The organism is Rhodopirellula sp. UBA1907 (assembly GCF_002337565.1).
Taxonomy (GTDB): domain Bacteria; phylum Planctomycetota; class Planctomycetia; order Pirellulales; family Pirellulaceae; genus Rhodopirellula; species Rhodopirellula europaea.
This window is the reverse complement of the sequence record NZ_DDGH01000064.1, coordinates 16913-31453: the sequence shown is the minus strand read 5'-3', so window position 1 is coordinate 31453 and position 14541 is coordinate 16913. Positions and strand designations below refer to the sequence as shown.

Genomic DNA, 14541 nt, shown 5'->3' with positions numbered 1-14541 from the left:
GACGGATCCATGATCCGAAGGCCCAAAATTGGAATGCCCATTTTACCTCGTTCACGCGTTTTTCACAACGCCGCGAGGCTTTCTGAACATTGACGCAAGCCATTGTTTTCCAAATACTTACGACGGTCTTTTTGATGCCCTTGTCCCCTTCGGATTCCAGCCATGAGTTCCCCCAGCGACGACGCGATCCTGCAATCCATTCGGCTGTATCGCGAAGCCCTTCAGCAAACGCTGAATCTGTTCGTCGAATCGGGTGAAATCGCCGAAGGCAGCTACGGTTGGCTGGCGGGACAGGATGCTTCCGCCTCCGTCGACAAACGCGACATGCCGCAACAGATGGCCGACCTGCACGAAGGATTCGTGATGAAGGTTTTCGCCACGATGGTGCCCGCCAGCAGCGCTCGAAATCTGGAACAACGACAACTCGGCCGCATCCTTCTGGAACATGTCTGGGGCGAAACCGTCCAAGGCGGCAAACTGCATGAAGCGATCGACTGGCTGATCACCACCGCCGAAGGCTTCTCTTGGTACGAAGTCACCCGCCCATTCCTGGAACTGCCATCGCTTCGCGATCGATGGGGCGAAGTCATCACGGCCGCCACTCGGATGGCCCATTTGATCGCGATGGTCGACGGCGATGACAGCAGCCTCGAACGCTCGCGTTTGCAATCGATGCTCGACGGGCTAGAAAATGCCAAGCAGGTCGCGAAGTCACCAACCAGCGTCACTGCGCCGACCTTGCCATCTGATTCACCGACCGTGGATCATCAAGCCGACCTGGACAACGCACGCGAAGCGATTTCTTGGTTGCGTTCGGAAGCCAAACGACTGCGTGAAGGAACCGGCCACGACGCCGCAAACAAGCCCACGCCCACCCGCGCCGGCGGCGGATCACCCGCATCCACCGAACCAGCCAAAACGCCCGCCAAAGAAACCGCCGAGCAAGACGATCGCACGCCGGAAGAACGCTTGGCCGAAGCGCGAGCAAAACTGGATCGTTTGATCGGATTGGATGCGATCAAAAATCAAATTCAAACGCTCGCGAACTTCCTGGCGATGGAACGGCACCGCGCCAAAGAAGGTCTGCCGACGACCAAACCCAGCCTGCACATGGCTTTCGTCGGAAACCCGGGAACAGGCAAAACCACGGTCGCGCGAATCATCGCCGAGATCTACGGAGGACTGGGCGTGCTCGAAAAAGGCCACTTGGTCGAAACTGACCGAAGTGGCCTCGTCGCCGAGTACGCCGGCCAAACCGGCCCCAAGACGAACGCCAAGATTGACGAAGCCCTCGATGGGGTTCTCTTCATCGACGAAGCCTACACGCTGATCGACGAAAGCGGCCAAGACCAATACGGTCGCGAAGCGATCCAAACGCTGCTGAAACGCATGGAAGATCAACGCGATCGATTGGTTGTGATCTTGGCCGGCTACCCGAAAGAAATGACCAAGATGATCCGCAGCAACCCGGGCCTGAGTTCTCGGGTTGGCACAACGATGCACTTTGACGACTACGATCCCGAGGCCCTGTGCCGGATCTTTGAACTGATCGCCGCGAAAGCTCAGTACGTCATTCCAACCGAAAGCCGACGACGACTGTTGCGAGGCTTCACGCATCTTTACTTCAATCGCGACCGACACTTCGGCAACGGCCGGACGTCACGCAACTCGTTTGAACGCAGCGTTCGGCGACTCGCCAACCGCATTGCGGGTTCAACCGAAATCACGCGAGAACTACTGACAACACTCGAGCCATCCGACATTGAGATCCCAGATTTGACGGACGCGCAACTCGATGCAATGACCGAACCAAGCGGGATGATCCGAGTCACCTGTCCCCACTGCGACACGCCTCAGGTGATCGAAGACACCATGATGGGCACCACGACCAATTGCAATTCCTGCAGTGAGCCGATGGAAGTCCAGTGGGGCAGCCCGGTGATCGACTTGAAAGCCCCTGCCGAAACACAACCCGAGCAGGATCTTTCCACTTCGTAACCCGCCGCGTCAGCAAGGCCCCTCCACGATTCGCATGGGCTGCATCACTGCAACCCAGCGAAACACGAGCGTCTTCGAGGAAAGCCAACTAACCCCGAAGCGGTCGATACAAATCCAACTCTTCACGCCCCATCAACTGCGAATAGATGGCGGCGATTTGGCGTTGGCCTTCCCGCAACATTTCTTCGGCATTGTTGGTCTCAGGTTCCGTCAGCTCAAACCAATATTCATCCGCAGCGGGCTTGCTGAAGCCGCGAGCACTCTCCGGCAACCCAGCCACAATCACGCATTCGCACTGTTGCGATTCAGGCACGTTGTCATCCGCTTCACCATCATTCTGATACTGCAACAGATAGTCAGGCGGGATCGAACCATCCTGCTCGTCGTCGGCTTCCGACGCTTCATCGGGCTCGTCAACAACGTCCACTGCTTCGACCGATGTCACCACCACGTTCGGCCACACACGACCTCGCAACAAGTCCGAACGGGTCACGGCGAGCAACCCATCTCGGATCCATTCGCTGATCGTCACGGGCAATGCCGCGGGGATCTCGTCACCGCGTTGCGCCGCGATCGCGTTGAACGCCAAAGAAGACAAACTGCGATCGGGCAACATGGGCGACGCGAGGTCCCAACATTCCGACAATTCACGGCCGTCCAACCAATGCCGGTCAAACCAATCGCCGCGGAAGGTCGGGCCAATTCGCCGAACCAAATCGTCAGCATTGGGACGGTCGGCCCACGCATCCGCGCCGCCGACCAAAGTCACATCGTACCCGAGGAAACGACCATACAAAGCCGCTTCAATCCCCAGCTCCGTGGTGCCTATCACAACGATGGAACCAGGAGGATCAAGGGTGAAATCATTCATGAACACGTGCCGGTTCTCGGCAAAAACAAAGCGTTTCGAAAGTGAAAAGAACTCACATCCCGCCAATAGGCGGTCGCGTATCGTCGGGGCTGAGTCCCAAAATCGCAAGTGCCAATCCTAGCGGTCCACTTCCGACGACGATTCGCCCCCTGTGTCTTCTTCAATGTCTTCGACCGTCAATCGGCGATACAGACGCGATTGAAGGAAACCGAAATTGAGCAGCTTGGTTCGCTGAACACTCCATTGATCGGAGCCAAAGAACGGCTCCACCGCGACCAGCGATTTTGACGAAAGACAGGTTTGCCAAGCAAAGAAAACATGCATCACCCGGCTCCAAAACGCCGCTCGCACGCGTCGCCATCCTAACGCCGGCATCACAAAATCAACGTGATAGAACCAACCTCGCGGTTCGACCCAACTCAACCAGCGCGGCAAATGCTGATGCAACTCCGCTTCAGTGAAACAGTCCAAGAAGAACGGCGCAACGACACAATCAAACGTCTCTCCGCCGGCATCCCACCGCGTTGCATCAGCACAGACAAAGCAAACCCGATCAGTAGCATTCAGCCGGCTCACCCGCTCTTGCTGAAGCCGAATCATCTCCCGGCTTTGCTCGACACTGGTGACCTGCACCTGCCGCTGAGCCCGCAAGACTTCCGCCAGCAAACGTCCATCGCCGTCGCCCAAGATCAACATTCGATGGACCGGTGGTAACTCAGGCAACAACGCTGTGCGTGCGCGTTGCAGGTCATTGCGAAAGACCGGCTTTTCCAGCAACCAATACCACCGAGCCAAGCGGTCATATCCTTGGGCTGACTCGCTCAAACGATGGCCCAGCAGATCAGCGGCGAAATCATTAGCGACCAATCCGCCATCGGAACCCATCGATCAAAACAAGGCAGCCGCACATCAGCCGACGACGCCCAACGACTCCATTCGGTCAGAGCCCTTCCCTGCCATCTCCAACAACAACTTGTCGCGAACAACGCCGTCGATCCGCCGACCAAGCAAACCACCACCAACCAAGGCAACCAACCGGCAAATCCACCGATCGCAGCGAACACCGCCACGCCCGATGTCGACACCAGTTCGCGACGAGGCTTTCCCGCACGCGACGCGTCGTAGTTTTGATCCGCGACCGATTCTCGCTCAGCGACTGCCCAACAGTTCACCGTGAACAGCAACGCCGAAGCGACGCAGGCCAATCCCAACGAAACGCTGGGGGCTTCCAACCAACTGATCAAGCTCACTCCGGCAGCGAAGATCGCACCGACCTGCACTTCTTTCGCGAGCACATGCCTGACCGCGGCACGTCCCGGCCAGAAATGAACGCCGGCACCGTATGCCAACACCGATGCTGCAACCAGCAACCCCATCCGGATCACCGCCGCATCCATCCAAAGCACCACGACAGAACTGGCGATCAGCAACACCACGATCCAAGCCATCACCCAAACGGACGCGAATTGGTGATGCATTCGATGCCGAACCAAGTGCGGTCTGGACAAGTCCAACCGCGATCCATCAAGCAACCGGTCGGCGACATAGATCAACCAAACGACCGACGCCAAAACAAATGATTCGTACCAGCGTGGCGTTCGACCACAAAACGAAAAGATAAAAACAAACTGCCAAAGCAACGCGACCAAGACCGCATCCAGCGACAGCACATTCAACCAACACGCCAGCGGCAATCGCTCGACCGGCGTTGCTGACTGCTGAAGCGGCGCGAAGGCTGATTCAACCTGCGAGTTCGATTCAGGAGGCCGCACCTTGAACAATCCGGTTGGACAACGTTCCCACGCCACCGATGGTGATGTTCACAACGTCATCAGGAAGCAGCGTGAAATCGCTGGTGGGAACAATCCCGGTCCCGGTCATCAAGAACGCCCCGTCGGCCATCGTGTTGTCACGTCCCAACCACTGCACCAAATCTTCAAACTTCCGGGCCATCTCAGCCGCCGACGTTGCCTGATCAAAGACGACATTTCCATCTCGGACGATTTTCAGGTCCACGGTGATGGCATCGGCCGAAGGCAGTTCATCCATCAATGTGATCCAAGGCCCCAGCCCCGCACATTGGTCATAACACTTCGCTTGAGGCAAATACAAAGGGTTCTCACCCTCGATGTCCCGCGAACTCATGTCATTGCCGACCGTCAATCCAACAATCTTCAAAGAGGGACTGAGTACCAACGTGATCTCAGGTTCCGGCACGTTCCACTTGGCATCCGTTCGAATGCGAAGCGGTTGTTGGTGGCCGCTGACGCGCGACGGCGTCGCTTTGAAAAAGATCTCCGGCCGATCGGCGTTGTACACCTGGTCGTAGCAGGAGGCGGCCGCTTCGGACTCTTCCATCCGAGCCGTTTGGCTGCGTTTGTAGGTCACCCCTGCCGCCCAGACTTCTTGCTGATCGATCGGTGGCAACCACTGCGTCGAATCATCGATCGCGATGGACTGATCTCGCCCCAAAGATCCTGCCGCGGCCGCGGGATTCTCCGCCGCCAAAATTGCCGACAATGTGGGAAGCTCCGCCGTCATTTGCAACGGAACCAAGCTTTCGTTTTCGACCAAAGCAACGCGAGTTTGGCCGGCTGAGTCAATGCATTTGGTGATATTCATGCCGACAAGATAACCACCCAGACGCCCCGTCAGAAGACCTGAGGGAGCAGAAGACGTCCTTGCAGGAATAGCACTCAGCGAACGACGGCGACTTCAATTTCCAGGCCCGGACCAAAACCAAGCATCAACCAGGGACCGGGAACGTTTCGCTGCTGGAATTTCTGCAACACGAATCCCAGCGTCGCCGACGACATATTGCCGTGTTCTCGCAGCACTTCTCGAGAAACATCGAGTGCGTCCGACGGCAACTCCAACGCGGTTTCGACCGACTGCAGAATTCGAACGCCGCCGGGATGAACCGCCCAGCCACCGATCGAATCCAGATCCAATCCCGACTTCGCCAACCAAGGCACCAGAAATTCACGAAGGTTGGTTTCGATGAATCCGGGCACGCTGGCTTCGAGCGTCATGATGAATCCGTTGTCACCGATCCGCCACGTCATGGCGTCATGACTATCGCGAATCAAACAAGACCCGACCGAGACGATTTCGCCGAGCGGTGAATCGACTCCTGACGCGGGGCAGTCATCGCCGGCAACAATCAAACCGGCGGAACCATCGGCAAACAAAGATCCCGACACAATCCGCTGAGCATCGTATCCGTACTGATAGTGCAGACTGCAAAGTTCGATGCAAACGATCAACACAACCGCATCGGAATCAGCCGCAACCAAACCACGTGCGGTCCGAAGTGCGTTGACCAAACCGTGACATCCCATGAACCCGACTTGAATTCGCTGGGTCGTGATCGGCAAGCCGAGCTTGTCAATCAATTGCACATCGATCCCCGGCGCGGTGAATCCGGTACAAGTGACGGTGACCACGTGCGTGACATCGTCCGGTGAAATACCGCTGCCATCCAGCGCCCCCTGCCCGGCTCGGCATGCCAATGCGGGTGCTTCCTCAGCAAAGCGTTCGTTGCGAGTGGCCATGGTTGGCCCGCGATCGCCACCATCTTGCATCGGAGGATAGAAAGATTGTGTCAGCTCGCCCGCATCGCCTTTTTCAACCAACACACTTCCGCGAGTATCGACCCCCGTTCGACGATACAGCTTGGCTAATTTCACGGCCTGCGATTCGTCCTCGCATGACATGCTTTGGGCGCAGTGAGTTGAGAACGCAAGGTCGGCCTTGTGCGTTGGCTGAGCCGTCGCAATCGATAAGATCTGGGCAGTCATGACGAGACGTGAGTCCGAAGAGAAGCGTCCGCGAAGCTCGATGCGGTGCGATGGATGGAGGACGTTGCGTCGAAACGCGGGCCGTTTGCGAGACTACGAGTGAAAGGAGTCGCCAACCAATGAGCACGTCGTAGAACATGACATGCTAACCAGCGAGCCGGTCGATACCGGACCATCCCGGTGACCCAACGACATAAATACCGACGGCGGGTTTGAAACTTCGCTGCTCGACGATCCCAGTTTGCACCAAAATCGGCTTCACCGTTAGCCGTCATCTGTCCCAACCGATACAAAGCCCAAGAATCAGCCACCGCCAAACCGCTTTCAATCCCCCACGTCATTCCTTCGCCCGTCAGCGGCTCAACATAACCAGCCGCATCACCAATCGCGACAACACGACCTCGGCCGCTCACTCTTCTGCGCCTCAGCGGTGGGGTGGTTTGCCAACACGCCACTTCGGCGAACCAATGCTTCAGTTTTCGCGACTGTAATGAATCGAACAGTCCCGAATCCAACAGCAACGCCAGAGTTTTCATCTGGATCGCCATCTTGCCTCCCCCCATCACAGAGGGGATTTTCTTGCCAGAATGGACAGTGGCGGCGATATCAAGACTTCCGTTTGGAAGACAAACGATTCCGACATAGCCATCATGCCCACAGTGCATCTGGATTTCGCCAACTTGCAAACTCCAACCTATTTCCTTTGCTCTATCGCAATTCATGTGAGCAGATAGACCCATCGGGCCATTGGGCGTTTCAAGCCAACGAAGATCCGCCGCATTGCGTTGTCGAAAACGCCCGGTCAGCCCCGCCGCAACGACCACCAAATCAAAGGTCTTTGGCGATCCTGTTCCGGCATCGATTGAAACGCTTTCGCCGGACTCCGCGACAATCGTGGCTTCGCAAGGCTGCCGCACTTGCACGCCCGCCTCGATCGCCAAGTTCAAAAGATGCTGATCCAACTCTGCTCGCGAAAGTGCGATGCCCTCACGAATTGGAATGCGTACCGCGGGAACACGCGACCGTTTCTCTTCTGTCACCTGCGTCGCCGTTGGGCTTGCCTTGGCCACTTGAAAGTAGCCACGAAAGAACTTGGTCGGCAGGCCAAGATCACGAATCGATTCGCCGACTCCAATGGCGTCCAGTGCCGCCAATCCCGCAGCCCCCAAACAACACCCGCAAACTTTTTCGCGTGGGAAAACAGATCGCTCAAACAAGGTGACCTTGACACCACGTTGCGCGAACCGAATTGCCGCTGCAGAACCTGCCACGCCCGCGCCGATGATCGCGACCTTGCCCAAGTCCTGGTCTTCAATCGAGGAAACTGATTCGGCGGGGCCCATCACGGAATGGCACCCGACAGAATTGGTGAAGGCGTCCCCACCCTTTCTGCCACGCAAGCTTGATCGATCGCTGCAAGGAATCGGCAAGGAAAAGAAATGCGAACGGGAATGTCGTACCCCATCGCTTGTCGAAGAAGCGACGAAAACTCAGGGCGACTGTACGCGGCGCGAACACTGGCCGTTGCATCGTGGTGAACAACATCACTTCGCGAGACCAACCGCGATGCGGCGGCGACCAACGCAAGGTTCACCGATGATCGATCCAGGTCACAAATCAGCACGGAGCGTTCACTCACACGCCACATTTCCTGGATCAACCGGACCGCTTGGTAATTTTCTAGGTGATGCATGAACAAAGAATTGGTCACGACATCAAACCCAGACGGCAATCCATCCGCCAGGCAATCCCGCACGACAGTGCCCAAAGTCACACCAGCAGCCTTGGCCGATTCCAAGGCGAAATCCATGGCGGTTTCGCTGCGATCCAGCGAGGTGACTTCCATCCGGATCCCCTGTCGCTTGGCTCGACATAACCAATCGATGGGAAGATCCGCACTGCCGCTGGCAACATCCAAAATGCGCAGAGGTCGACGCGGTTGCTGCTGCGCCAATCGAACCAACCGAGGGTAAAACACACGCGAAACCAAACTGATTCGGTTCAACCGAGCCAATCCAGCCAAAGCCTGTCGATGTCGATCTGGATCCAAACCCGGATCGTCCATCCACTCATCACTGCGAATGCGTGCGAAGGTCATGATGGTGTTGCAACCACCTCATTGACCAACTCGTCATCGCGGCTGAACGCGTCGATGCTTTGCAGCGTGGTATCGGCAATGGTTTCCAACGCTTCTCGCGTGAAGAAGGCTTGGTGAGACGTGATCAAAACATTGGGAAACGTCATCAAACGCGAAAGCACGTCATCCTGCATGACCTGCTGCGACAGATCTTCAAAGAACACGCCTGATTCCTCTTCGTAGACATCCAAGGCAAACCCGCCCAATTGGCCGGACTTCAAACCTTCAATGGCCGCAGAAGTGTCGACCAATCCACCTCGCGATGTGTTGACCAACATCGCACCGCGTTTCATTTTGCTCAGTCGTTCAGCATCGATCAAATGGTATGTGTCCGGGGTCAGTGGGCACTGCAGAGAAACCAAATCAGATTCGGCCAGCAAACGATCCAGATCGACGTATTCGCCGAGCTGCTTGGCCTCGTCATTTGGATATGGATCGTACATCAACACGCGGCAACCAAAGCCACCCACGATCCCAGCCAAAGTACGACCGATTGCACCGGTACCGATCACGCCAAAGGTTCGGCCATGCAAATCAAAGCCCAAGAACCCATCGATCGAGAAGTTGTTCTCACGCACTCGGTTGTACGCTTTGTGAATCTTCCGATTCAAAGTCAAAATCAATCCGATCGTGTGCTCCGCCACCGCATACGGCGAATAACGAGGCACTCGCACGACACGGACCCCAAATTTCGCGGCGGCATCCAAGTCGACATTGTTGACGCCGGCGCATCGCATCGCGAGCAAACCAATCCCAATCTCGCTGATTCGCTGGAGCACAGAAGCATCCAACGTGTCGTTAACGAAGGCACACACGGCATCGCATCCCTCCGCCAACACCACGGTCGACGCATCCAACCGGTGTTCCAAGAACACAAATTCGTGCTCGAACTTCTCCGACGCCGCTGACAAAAATTGCTCGTCGTAGGGCTTTGTGCTGAAGCAGGCGATCTTCATGAACCGCTCTCAATATTCAAAGTATCTCAATCAATCAAAATGGGTTTCGATGAAGGCAAACGCAACCTGCCGTCGACTCGTCACATTCCGGCCGCTGCCGCATCCGATCCGCCAACCACTTTCGCGTTTCCACCACCAGGAGTTTGCTCCGATGTCGAGTCCGCACCGCGCCAACGAATGAACAGTGTCACCAGACTGGCCGCGATGACGACCAAACTGACCCACTGCGAGATCGACAATGAAGTGCCAAATTGACCTTTCTCGTCCACGCGAATCCACTCAAGCACAATTCGAAGCACGCCGTAGGCGATGAAGCCGACCAGCATCAAAATCCCTGGCCGACGTCTTCCGGTGATAGCTCGCTCCGGCGCGGTATCATCCGTTTGCTTGGGTTGCCGATGCAGAATCCGTTCCACAATCAGCAAAACGACAAACATGATGGCCGCAAACACGGAACTGATAATTTGCGTGCCCCAAACGGGATCCGCAATCGAAGGCAAGTCACTCGGCGAATATCTCGCAATAACTTCGTCCTCTCTTAGCACCACAACGCCCGGCAAGGCTTCTTCCGCGGGCCGATCCAACGACACCTGATCTCGATAGGTCGGGTCCAAGGCGATCGTCAACGTCTCACCTTTCTGCACTCCCGCTTGGCTGGCCAACGAATCTGGACTCACAGAATCCACCACCATTCTCGATTGACCGGTGGGTGGCTCCTCTTCCGAAACGACCGGCTGACCTTCGATGCCCAACAGTTCGCCAGACAACAATTGCTCCGCGTGAACCTGTGAGCCAGCCGGAAATCGAACCGCCAATGGTCCCGCTTCGCATGCGCCACCGTAGCAACAACCGTTCATCAAGCATCCCAATCGACCGAACAGCAATCCCACGAACACGCAAGGAATGATCACATCCCCGATTCGCCAGATCGGCGTTTGATATCGCTTCAACGCGATCAACGATGCGATGAACCCGCCGATGAATCCGCCATAGACGACCAGTCCACCTTGGTTCAGCGCCGCCATCGCCATCAGGGTTTCACCCCAGGTCGGCCGCAGAAAATCTTCGAAGTACTGCGTGACGTAAAAAATGCGTGCCCCCAGCAGTCCACCGATGAACGTCCAGGGTGCCAATTGCAGAATCGAATCGGCTCCCAATCCAGCACGCTCGGCTCGCCAAGCCGCCAAGCCAACCGACGCAATCGCGGCCAGCATCAGAAACATCCCGTAGCCACGCACCGCAACACCGACCGGATCGCCCAGCGTGTTGACCAACTCGGTTCTGGGAACCACGACCACCAGAATCACCGCGGCCATCACGGCAAAGCCCGAGATTTGGCCAATGGCGGTGGAGGCGCCCAAACCACCGCGGCGGGATTCCCAGCCGACGTAGGCCAACACGGCAATCACGAGAAACAGCAACGCCCAACCAATCCCAAAAATGGGCCAGCCCGCGAATTCGTGAGGGATCAAAAACAGCGTCCGACGCATGGTTGCCTGTCGAGAGAGGGTCAGTCCGTCAAATGCGTGCGGAATTCGCACGGTTCTCGCCACGTCCAAATTCCGGTGGCACTTGCCTTTATCGTCGCATCGTTCGGCCTGAAACGATAGGCGAATTGGCTCCTGAGAACTGTTCCAACCGGTCCAAACGTACCGAAGTGCCGCGGGGAAATGGCGAAATCACGGGAACTTGGGTATTTTCTTTTGGTTGAACTATACTGACGGCCAAACCTAGAAGGCGAGTTTGTTATCCTTGCCACGCGAGCCAATCGTCTCGCCCCAACCGGGACCCGCGTCCCGCTCCAATTGCATCCTGATTCTCCGAAATTGATCGAGGTTCCCGTCCATGCCCAAGGCTCTTTGTCTAGTTAGCCTTGTGGCGTCCATCTTGCTGTTGGTGCTATTTGGAGCCGATTTGCTGTTGGGCGTGGCTGGAATGAGCGACATGGCACCGCTCGGATCCGCGAGCATGCTGATGAACCTCGGATTCGTCATTTTTTCTGGGTTGCTGGCCTTCCTCAGCTTCACCACCTACCGCGAACAGCGGTAGCGAATCCCCCACGGCGACATCTCTTGTTCGCCGATTACTTCCGAGTCGTTCTCTAAAACGCTCGCGACCGCAGAATGAATCTCGCGGTGGACCCGTCATTTGCGAAGCCCGCTTTCTGCAGGCCCATGTCATTGCTGGCCCGTGTCATCGCCGGCCCCTGCGATCACGACCCGGTGGCGACCACCAATCAACTAAACTGCTGGGCCGGTTCGTTTGCCCTGGGTGCTCTCACCGCTTCGGCTCATCGCGCCGTCCATCTCCCGCCTCAACTCCCTTCCCCACGCCATCCCCACCGGAGTCGCTCCGATGCCCCGCTTGAATCCCCTGCCCCGCCGCCAATTTCTCGCGACCAACCTTGCCGCCGGATCCGCCTTGCTGGCGAGTTCGTCCTCCATGGCTTTCGCGAAGGAACCCGTTAGCGAGACCGGTCCGCTGGAAACCTTTGTGCCAACGCGGACAATCACTCACGGTCCCAAATTTCACTGGTTTGGCTACTACGACAAACAAGAATTCGATCCCACCGGCCGCTTCGTGCTGTCCAACGAAGTCGACTTCGAAGGCCGCAGTCCCAATGCCGAGGATCGCATCGGAGTCGGATACGTGGACACCGCCAACAACGATCAATGGATCCCGTTGGGCACCAGTCAAGCGTGGGGGTGGCAGCAAGGCTGCATGCTGCAGTTCGTCGGCCAAGACGGCAAACGCGTTCTCTGGAACGACCAAGATGGCGACCGGTTCGTGTGCCGAATCCGCGATCTAGAATCGGGACAGACGAAAACAATCGATCGGCCGATCTACACGATCAGCCAGGACGGACGGACCGGTTTGTCAGCCGATTTCCGGCGTATCAACAACCTCCGGCCAGGCTACGGTTACTCCGGTTTGGCCGATCCCCACGTGGACGAGCGAGCCCCGGAAGAGTCCGGCGTGTGGCGGGTCGATCTGCAAACCGGCCGCAGCGAATTGATTCTGTCGTTGGCTCAGGTCGCTCAATTGCCTTGGCCCGATGGCGACAAACATGCCGAAGCGTGGCACTACTTCAATCACCTTCTGATCAACCCATCCGGCACCCGTTTCATTGTGCTGCATCGATATCGCCCCGAGTTCGATCCGTCGACACTGCAGTACAAAGGCGGATTTGTCACGCGAATGTTGACCGCCAACATGGACGGCTCAGACCTGCATGTGCTCGATCCATCCGGCTACACATCGCACTTCATTTGGAAAGGCGATGATGCCGTGACCATGTGGACCCGGCCCGCCGGCAAACCCAATGGTTTCTATGTCTTTGAAGATCAAACCAATCTCGTTCGACCGGTCGGGGGCGGCAAGATGCCAACCAACGGGCACAACACTTACTTGGCTGGCGACTACGGGGATTGGATTCTGAACGATACCTACCCGAGCAAGTCCCGACGCCAAACGGTTTATCTGTATCACGTTCCCAGCGACCGACGATTTGATCTGGGGCATTTCCCATCACCCAAACGCTACACCGGCGAATGGCGTTGCGACACACACCCGCGATGCAGCCCCGATGGACGCACCGTTGCCATCGACAGTCCGCACGCGGTTGACCAGAACGATGGCGGACGCCAAGTTCACTTGCTGGACATCGGCGAATTGCTGGATGCCAACTCGTGACACCACTTCCTTGGTCTTGATCGCCCCTGGTTTTTGAAATGACGACTCCCGTCGAACCCGACGCCCTGATCGCCTCTCTTCGCGAACGAATTGGCCAACACCCGGATCCTGAAACCGGACGACCGATCCAAAGCACCGGGCAATTGGGTGAAATCACGCTGGATGGCGACACGGTCAAAATGTCCGTCGGAATCACATCCCACTGCCAACCCATCGCCGATGAGATCGCGGACACGATTCGCGATTTGGCCCTGACCGTGGCACCTGGAAAAACGATCGAGGTGCAAACGCCAGTTCACGCTCGCCCGCCAGCTCGACTGGGTCAGGTCGGCTTGAAAGCCAAAAGCGTGATCTTGGTCGGCAGCGGCAAAGGTGGCGTCGGCAAGAGCACCGTGGCGGCATCGTTGGCTTTGACGCTTCGTCGGTTGGGTGCCAACGTTGGCCTGATGGACGCGGACGTTTACGGCCCCAGCGTCCCGCATTTGCTGGGATTGTCAGGTCGTCCAGCGATCTCCGAAGACAAGAAAATCGAACCGATTCGGCTCGGCCCCAACGGCGAATCAGGAGTCCCACCCGAAACCGAAGGTGCAATGCCGGTCATGTCGATGGGTTTCTTGCTGGAACCTGACCAGGCCGTGATTTGGCGTGGTCCGATGCTGCACGGTTCGATTCAACAATTCCTGCGTGACACATCGTGGGGCGAACTGGATTACTTGGTCATCGACATGCCACCGGGCACCGGCGACATCGCGTTGACGCTTTCGCAAGCGATCCCGATCACGGGTGCCGTCGTGGTTTGCACCCCGCAGGAAGTCGCTTTGCTGGACGCTGTCAAAGCCATCAGTATGTTCCGCAAAGTCAACATTCCGATCGCCGGCATGGTCGAAAACATGAGCGGCTTCACTTGCCCGGATTGCGGCAAGACCTACGACATCTTTGGTCGTGGTGGAGCTCGCGACAAGGCCGAAGAACTCACCGTTCCTTACTTGGGCGGATTGCCAATCGATATCACACTTCGCGAAGCCGGTGACGCGGGCAAATTGGCCGAGGTTCTCGCGAACGATCATCGTGCCCGCGCACCGTTCG

General features: G+C 57.1%; 13 protein-coding genes. 4 read left to right on the top strand and 9 right to left on the bottom strand.

All coding sequences use genetic code 11. The features are described from left to right. Positions 1-162 precede the first annotated feature (162 nt). The gene (locus B2R17_RS13985) at positions 163-1998 is read left to right on the top strand and encodes an AAA family ATPase (protein ID WP_286764467.1); all 1836 of its coding nucleotides are present in this window, start codon (positions 163-165) and stop codon (positions 1996-1998) included. Between the two features lie 88 nt (positions 1999-2086). Here the strand turns inward: B2R17_RS13985 and B2R17_RS13980 are convergent, their stop codons facing one another. The 9 genes from B2R17_RS13980 to B2R17_RS13940 form a co-directional block, all read right to left on the bottom strand. Next, positions 2087-2935 (bottom strand): hypothetical protein, encoded by an 849-nt coding sequence (locus tag B2R17_RS13980; RefSeq protein WP_414707320.1) that lies wholly within the window; start codon positions 2933-2935, stop codon positions 2087-2089. A gap of 51 nt (positions 2936-2986) precedes the next feature. Next, positions 2987-3694: a class I SAM-dependent methyltransferase gene (locus tag B2R17_RS13975; protein ID WP_339888154.1), complete on the bottom strand. Its 708-nt coding sequence runs from the start codon at positions 3692-3694 to the stop codon at positions 2987-2989. Then, positions 3691-4641 carry a hypothetical protein gene (locus tag B2R17_RS13970; protein WP_286764464.1) on the bottom strand — a complete coding sequence of 317 codons (951 nt, stop codon included), beginning with the start codon at positions 4639-4641 and terminating at the stop codon, positions 3691-3693. Before B2R17_RS13970 ends, B2R17_RS13975 begins: the two co-directional genes overlap by 4 nt. Continuing rightward, a complete protein-coding gene (locus tag B2R17_RS13965; protein WP_286764463.1) occupies positions 4628-5491 on the bottom strand; it encodes a fumarylacetoacetate hydrolase family protein in 864 nt (287 codons plus the stop codon). The genes B2R17_RS13970 and B2R17_RS13965 overlap by 14 nt, the downstream gene beginning before the upstream one ends. Before the next feature lie 74 nt (positions 5492-5565). Beyond that, the gene (locus tag B2R17_RS13960; protein WP_037249624.1) at positions 5566-6669 is read right to left on the bottom strand and encodes a type III polyketide synthase; all 1104 of its coding nucleotides are present in this window, start codon (positions 6667-6669) and stop codon (positions 5566-5568) included. Further along, positions 6666-8069: an NAD(P)/FAD-dependent oxidoreductase gene (locus B2R17_RS13955; RefSeq protein ID WP_286764462.1), complete on the bottom strand. Its 1404-nt coding sequence runs from the start codon at positions 8067-8069 to the stop codon at positions 6666-6668. Before B2R17_RS13955 ends, B2R17_RS13960 begins: the two co-directional genes overlap by 4 nt. Further along, positions 8012-8767 carry a methyltransferase domain-containing protein gene (locus B2R17_RS13950; protein ID WP_286764461.1) on the bottom strand — a complete coding sequence of 252 codons (756 nt, stop codon included), beginning with the start codon at positions 8765-8767 and terminating at the stop codon, positions 8012-8014. The genes B2R17_RS13955 and B2R17_RS13950 overlap by 58 nt, the downstream gene beginning before the upstream one ends. Next, positions 8764-9762 carry a 2-hydroxyacid dehydrogenase gene (locus B2R17_RS13945; protein WP_008663396.1) on the bottom strand — a complete coding sequence of 333 codons (999 nt, stop codon included), beginning with the start codon at positions 9760-9762 and terminating at the stop codon, positions 8764-8766. The genes B2R17_RS13950 and B2R17_RS13945 overlap by 4 nt, the downstream gene beginning before the upstream one ends. A gap of 80 nt (positions 9763-9842) precedes the next feature. Beyond that, on the bottom strand, positions 9843-11252 hold the full coding sequence (locus B2R17_RS13940; protein WP_286764460.1) for a prolipoprotein diacylglyceryl transferase family protein: 1410 nt from the start codon (positions 11250-11252) through the stop codon (positions 9843-9845). A gap of 355 nt (positions 11253-11607) precedes the next feature. Here B2R17_RS13940 and B2R17_RS13935 point away from each other — a divergent pair, with 355 nt between their 5' ends. From B2R17_RS13935 to B2R17_RS13925, 3 genes are all read left to right on the top strand, one after another. Continuing rightward, positions 11608-11811: a hypothetical protein gene (locus B2R17_RS13935; RefSeq protein WP_011122042.1), complete on the top strand. Its 204-nt coding sequence runs from the start codon at positions 11608-11610 to the stop codon at positions 11809-11811. 306 nt (positions 11812-12117) lie between these two features. Next, positions 12118-13455 carry a hypothetical protein gene (locus B2R17_RS13930; RefSeq protein WP_286764459.1) on the top strand — a complete coding sequence of 446 codons (1338 nt, stop codon included), beginning with the start codon at positions 12118-12120 and terminating at the stop codon, positions 13453-13455. 38 nt (positions 13456-13493) lie between these two features. Beyond that, the coding region (locus B2R17_RS13925; protein WP_286764458.1) for an Mrp/NBP35 family ATP-binding protein at positions 13494-14541 on the top strand (1048 nt) is incomplete at its 3' end.

Bases quoted from the DNA above. Each gene is read 5' to 3' on its own strand.
- B2R17_RS13985 (WP_286764467.1), top strand. From the start codon at position 163: ATGAGTTCCCCCAGCGACGACGCGATCCTGCAATCCATTCGGCTGTAT.
- B2R17_RS13965 (WP_286764463.1), bottom strand. From the start codon at position 5,491: ATGAATATCACCAAATGCATTGACTCAGCCGGCCAAACTCGCGTTGCT.
- B2R17_RS13960 (WP_037249624.1), bottom strand. From the start codon at position 6,669: ATGACTGCCCAGATCTTATCGATTGCGACGGCTCAGCCAACGCACAAG.
- B2R17_RS13950 (WP_286764461.1), bottom strand. From the start codon at position 8,767: ATGACCTTCGCACGCATTCGCAGTGATGAGTGGATGGACGATCCGGGT.
- B2R17_RS13945 (WP_008663396.1), bottom strand. From the start codon at position 9,762: ATGAAGATCGCCTGCTTCAGCACAAAGCCCTACGACGAGCAATTTTTG.
- B2R17_RS13940 (WP_286764460.1), bottom strand. From the start codon at position 11,252: ATGCGTCGGACGCTGTTTTTGATCCCTCACGAATTCGCGGGCTGGCCC.
- B2R17_RS13935 (WP_011122042.1), top strand. From the start codon at position 11,608: ATGCCCAAGGCTCTTTGTCTAGTTAGCCTTGTGGCGTCCATCTTGCTG.
- B2R17_RS13930 (WP_286764459.1), top strand. From the start codon at position 12,118: ATGCCCCGCTTGAATCCCCTGCCCCGCCGCCAATTTCTCGCGACCAAC.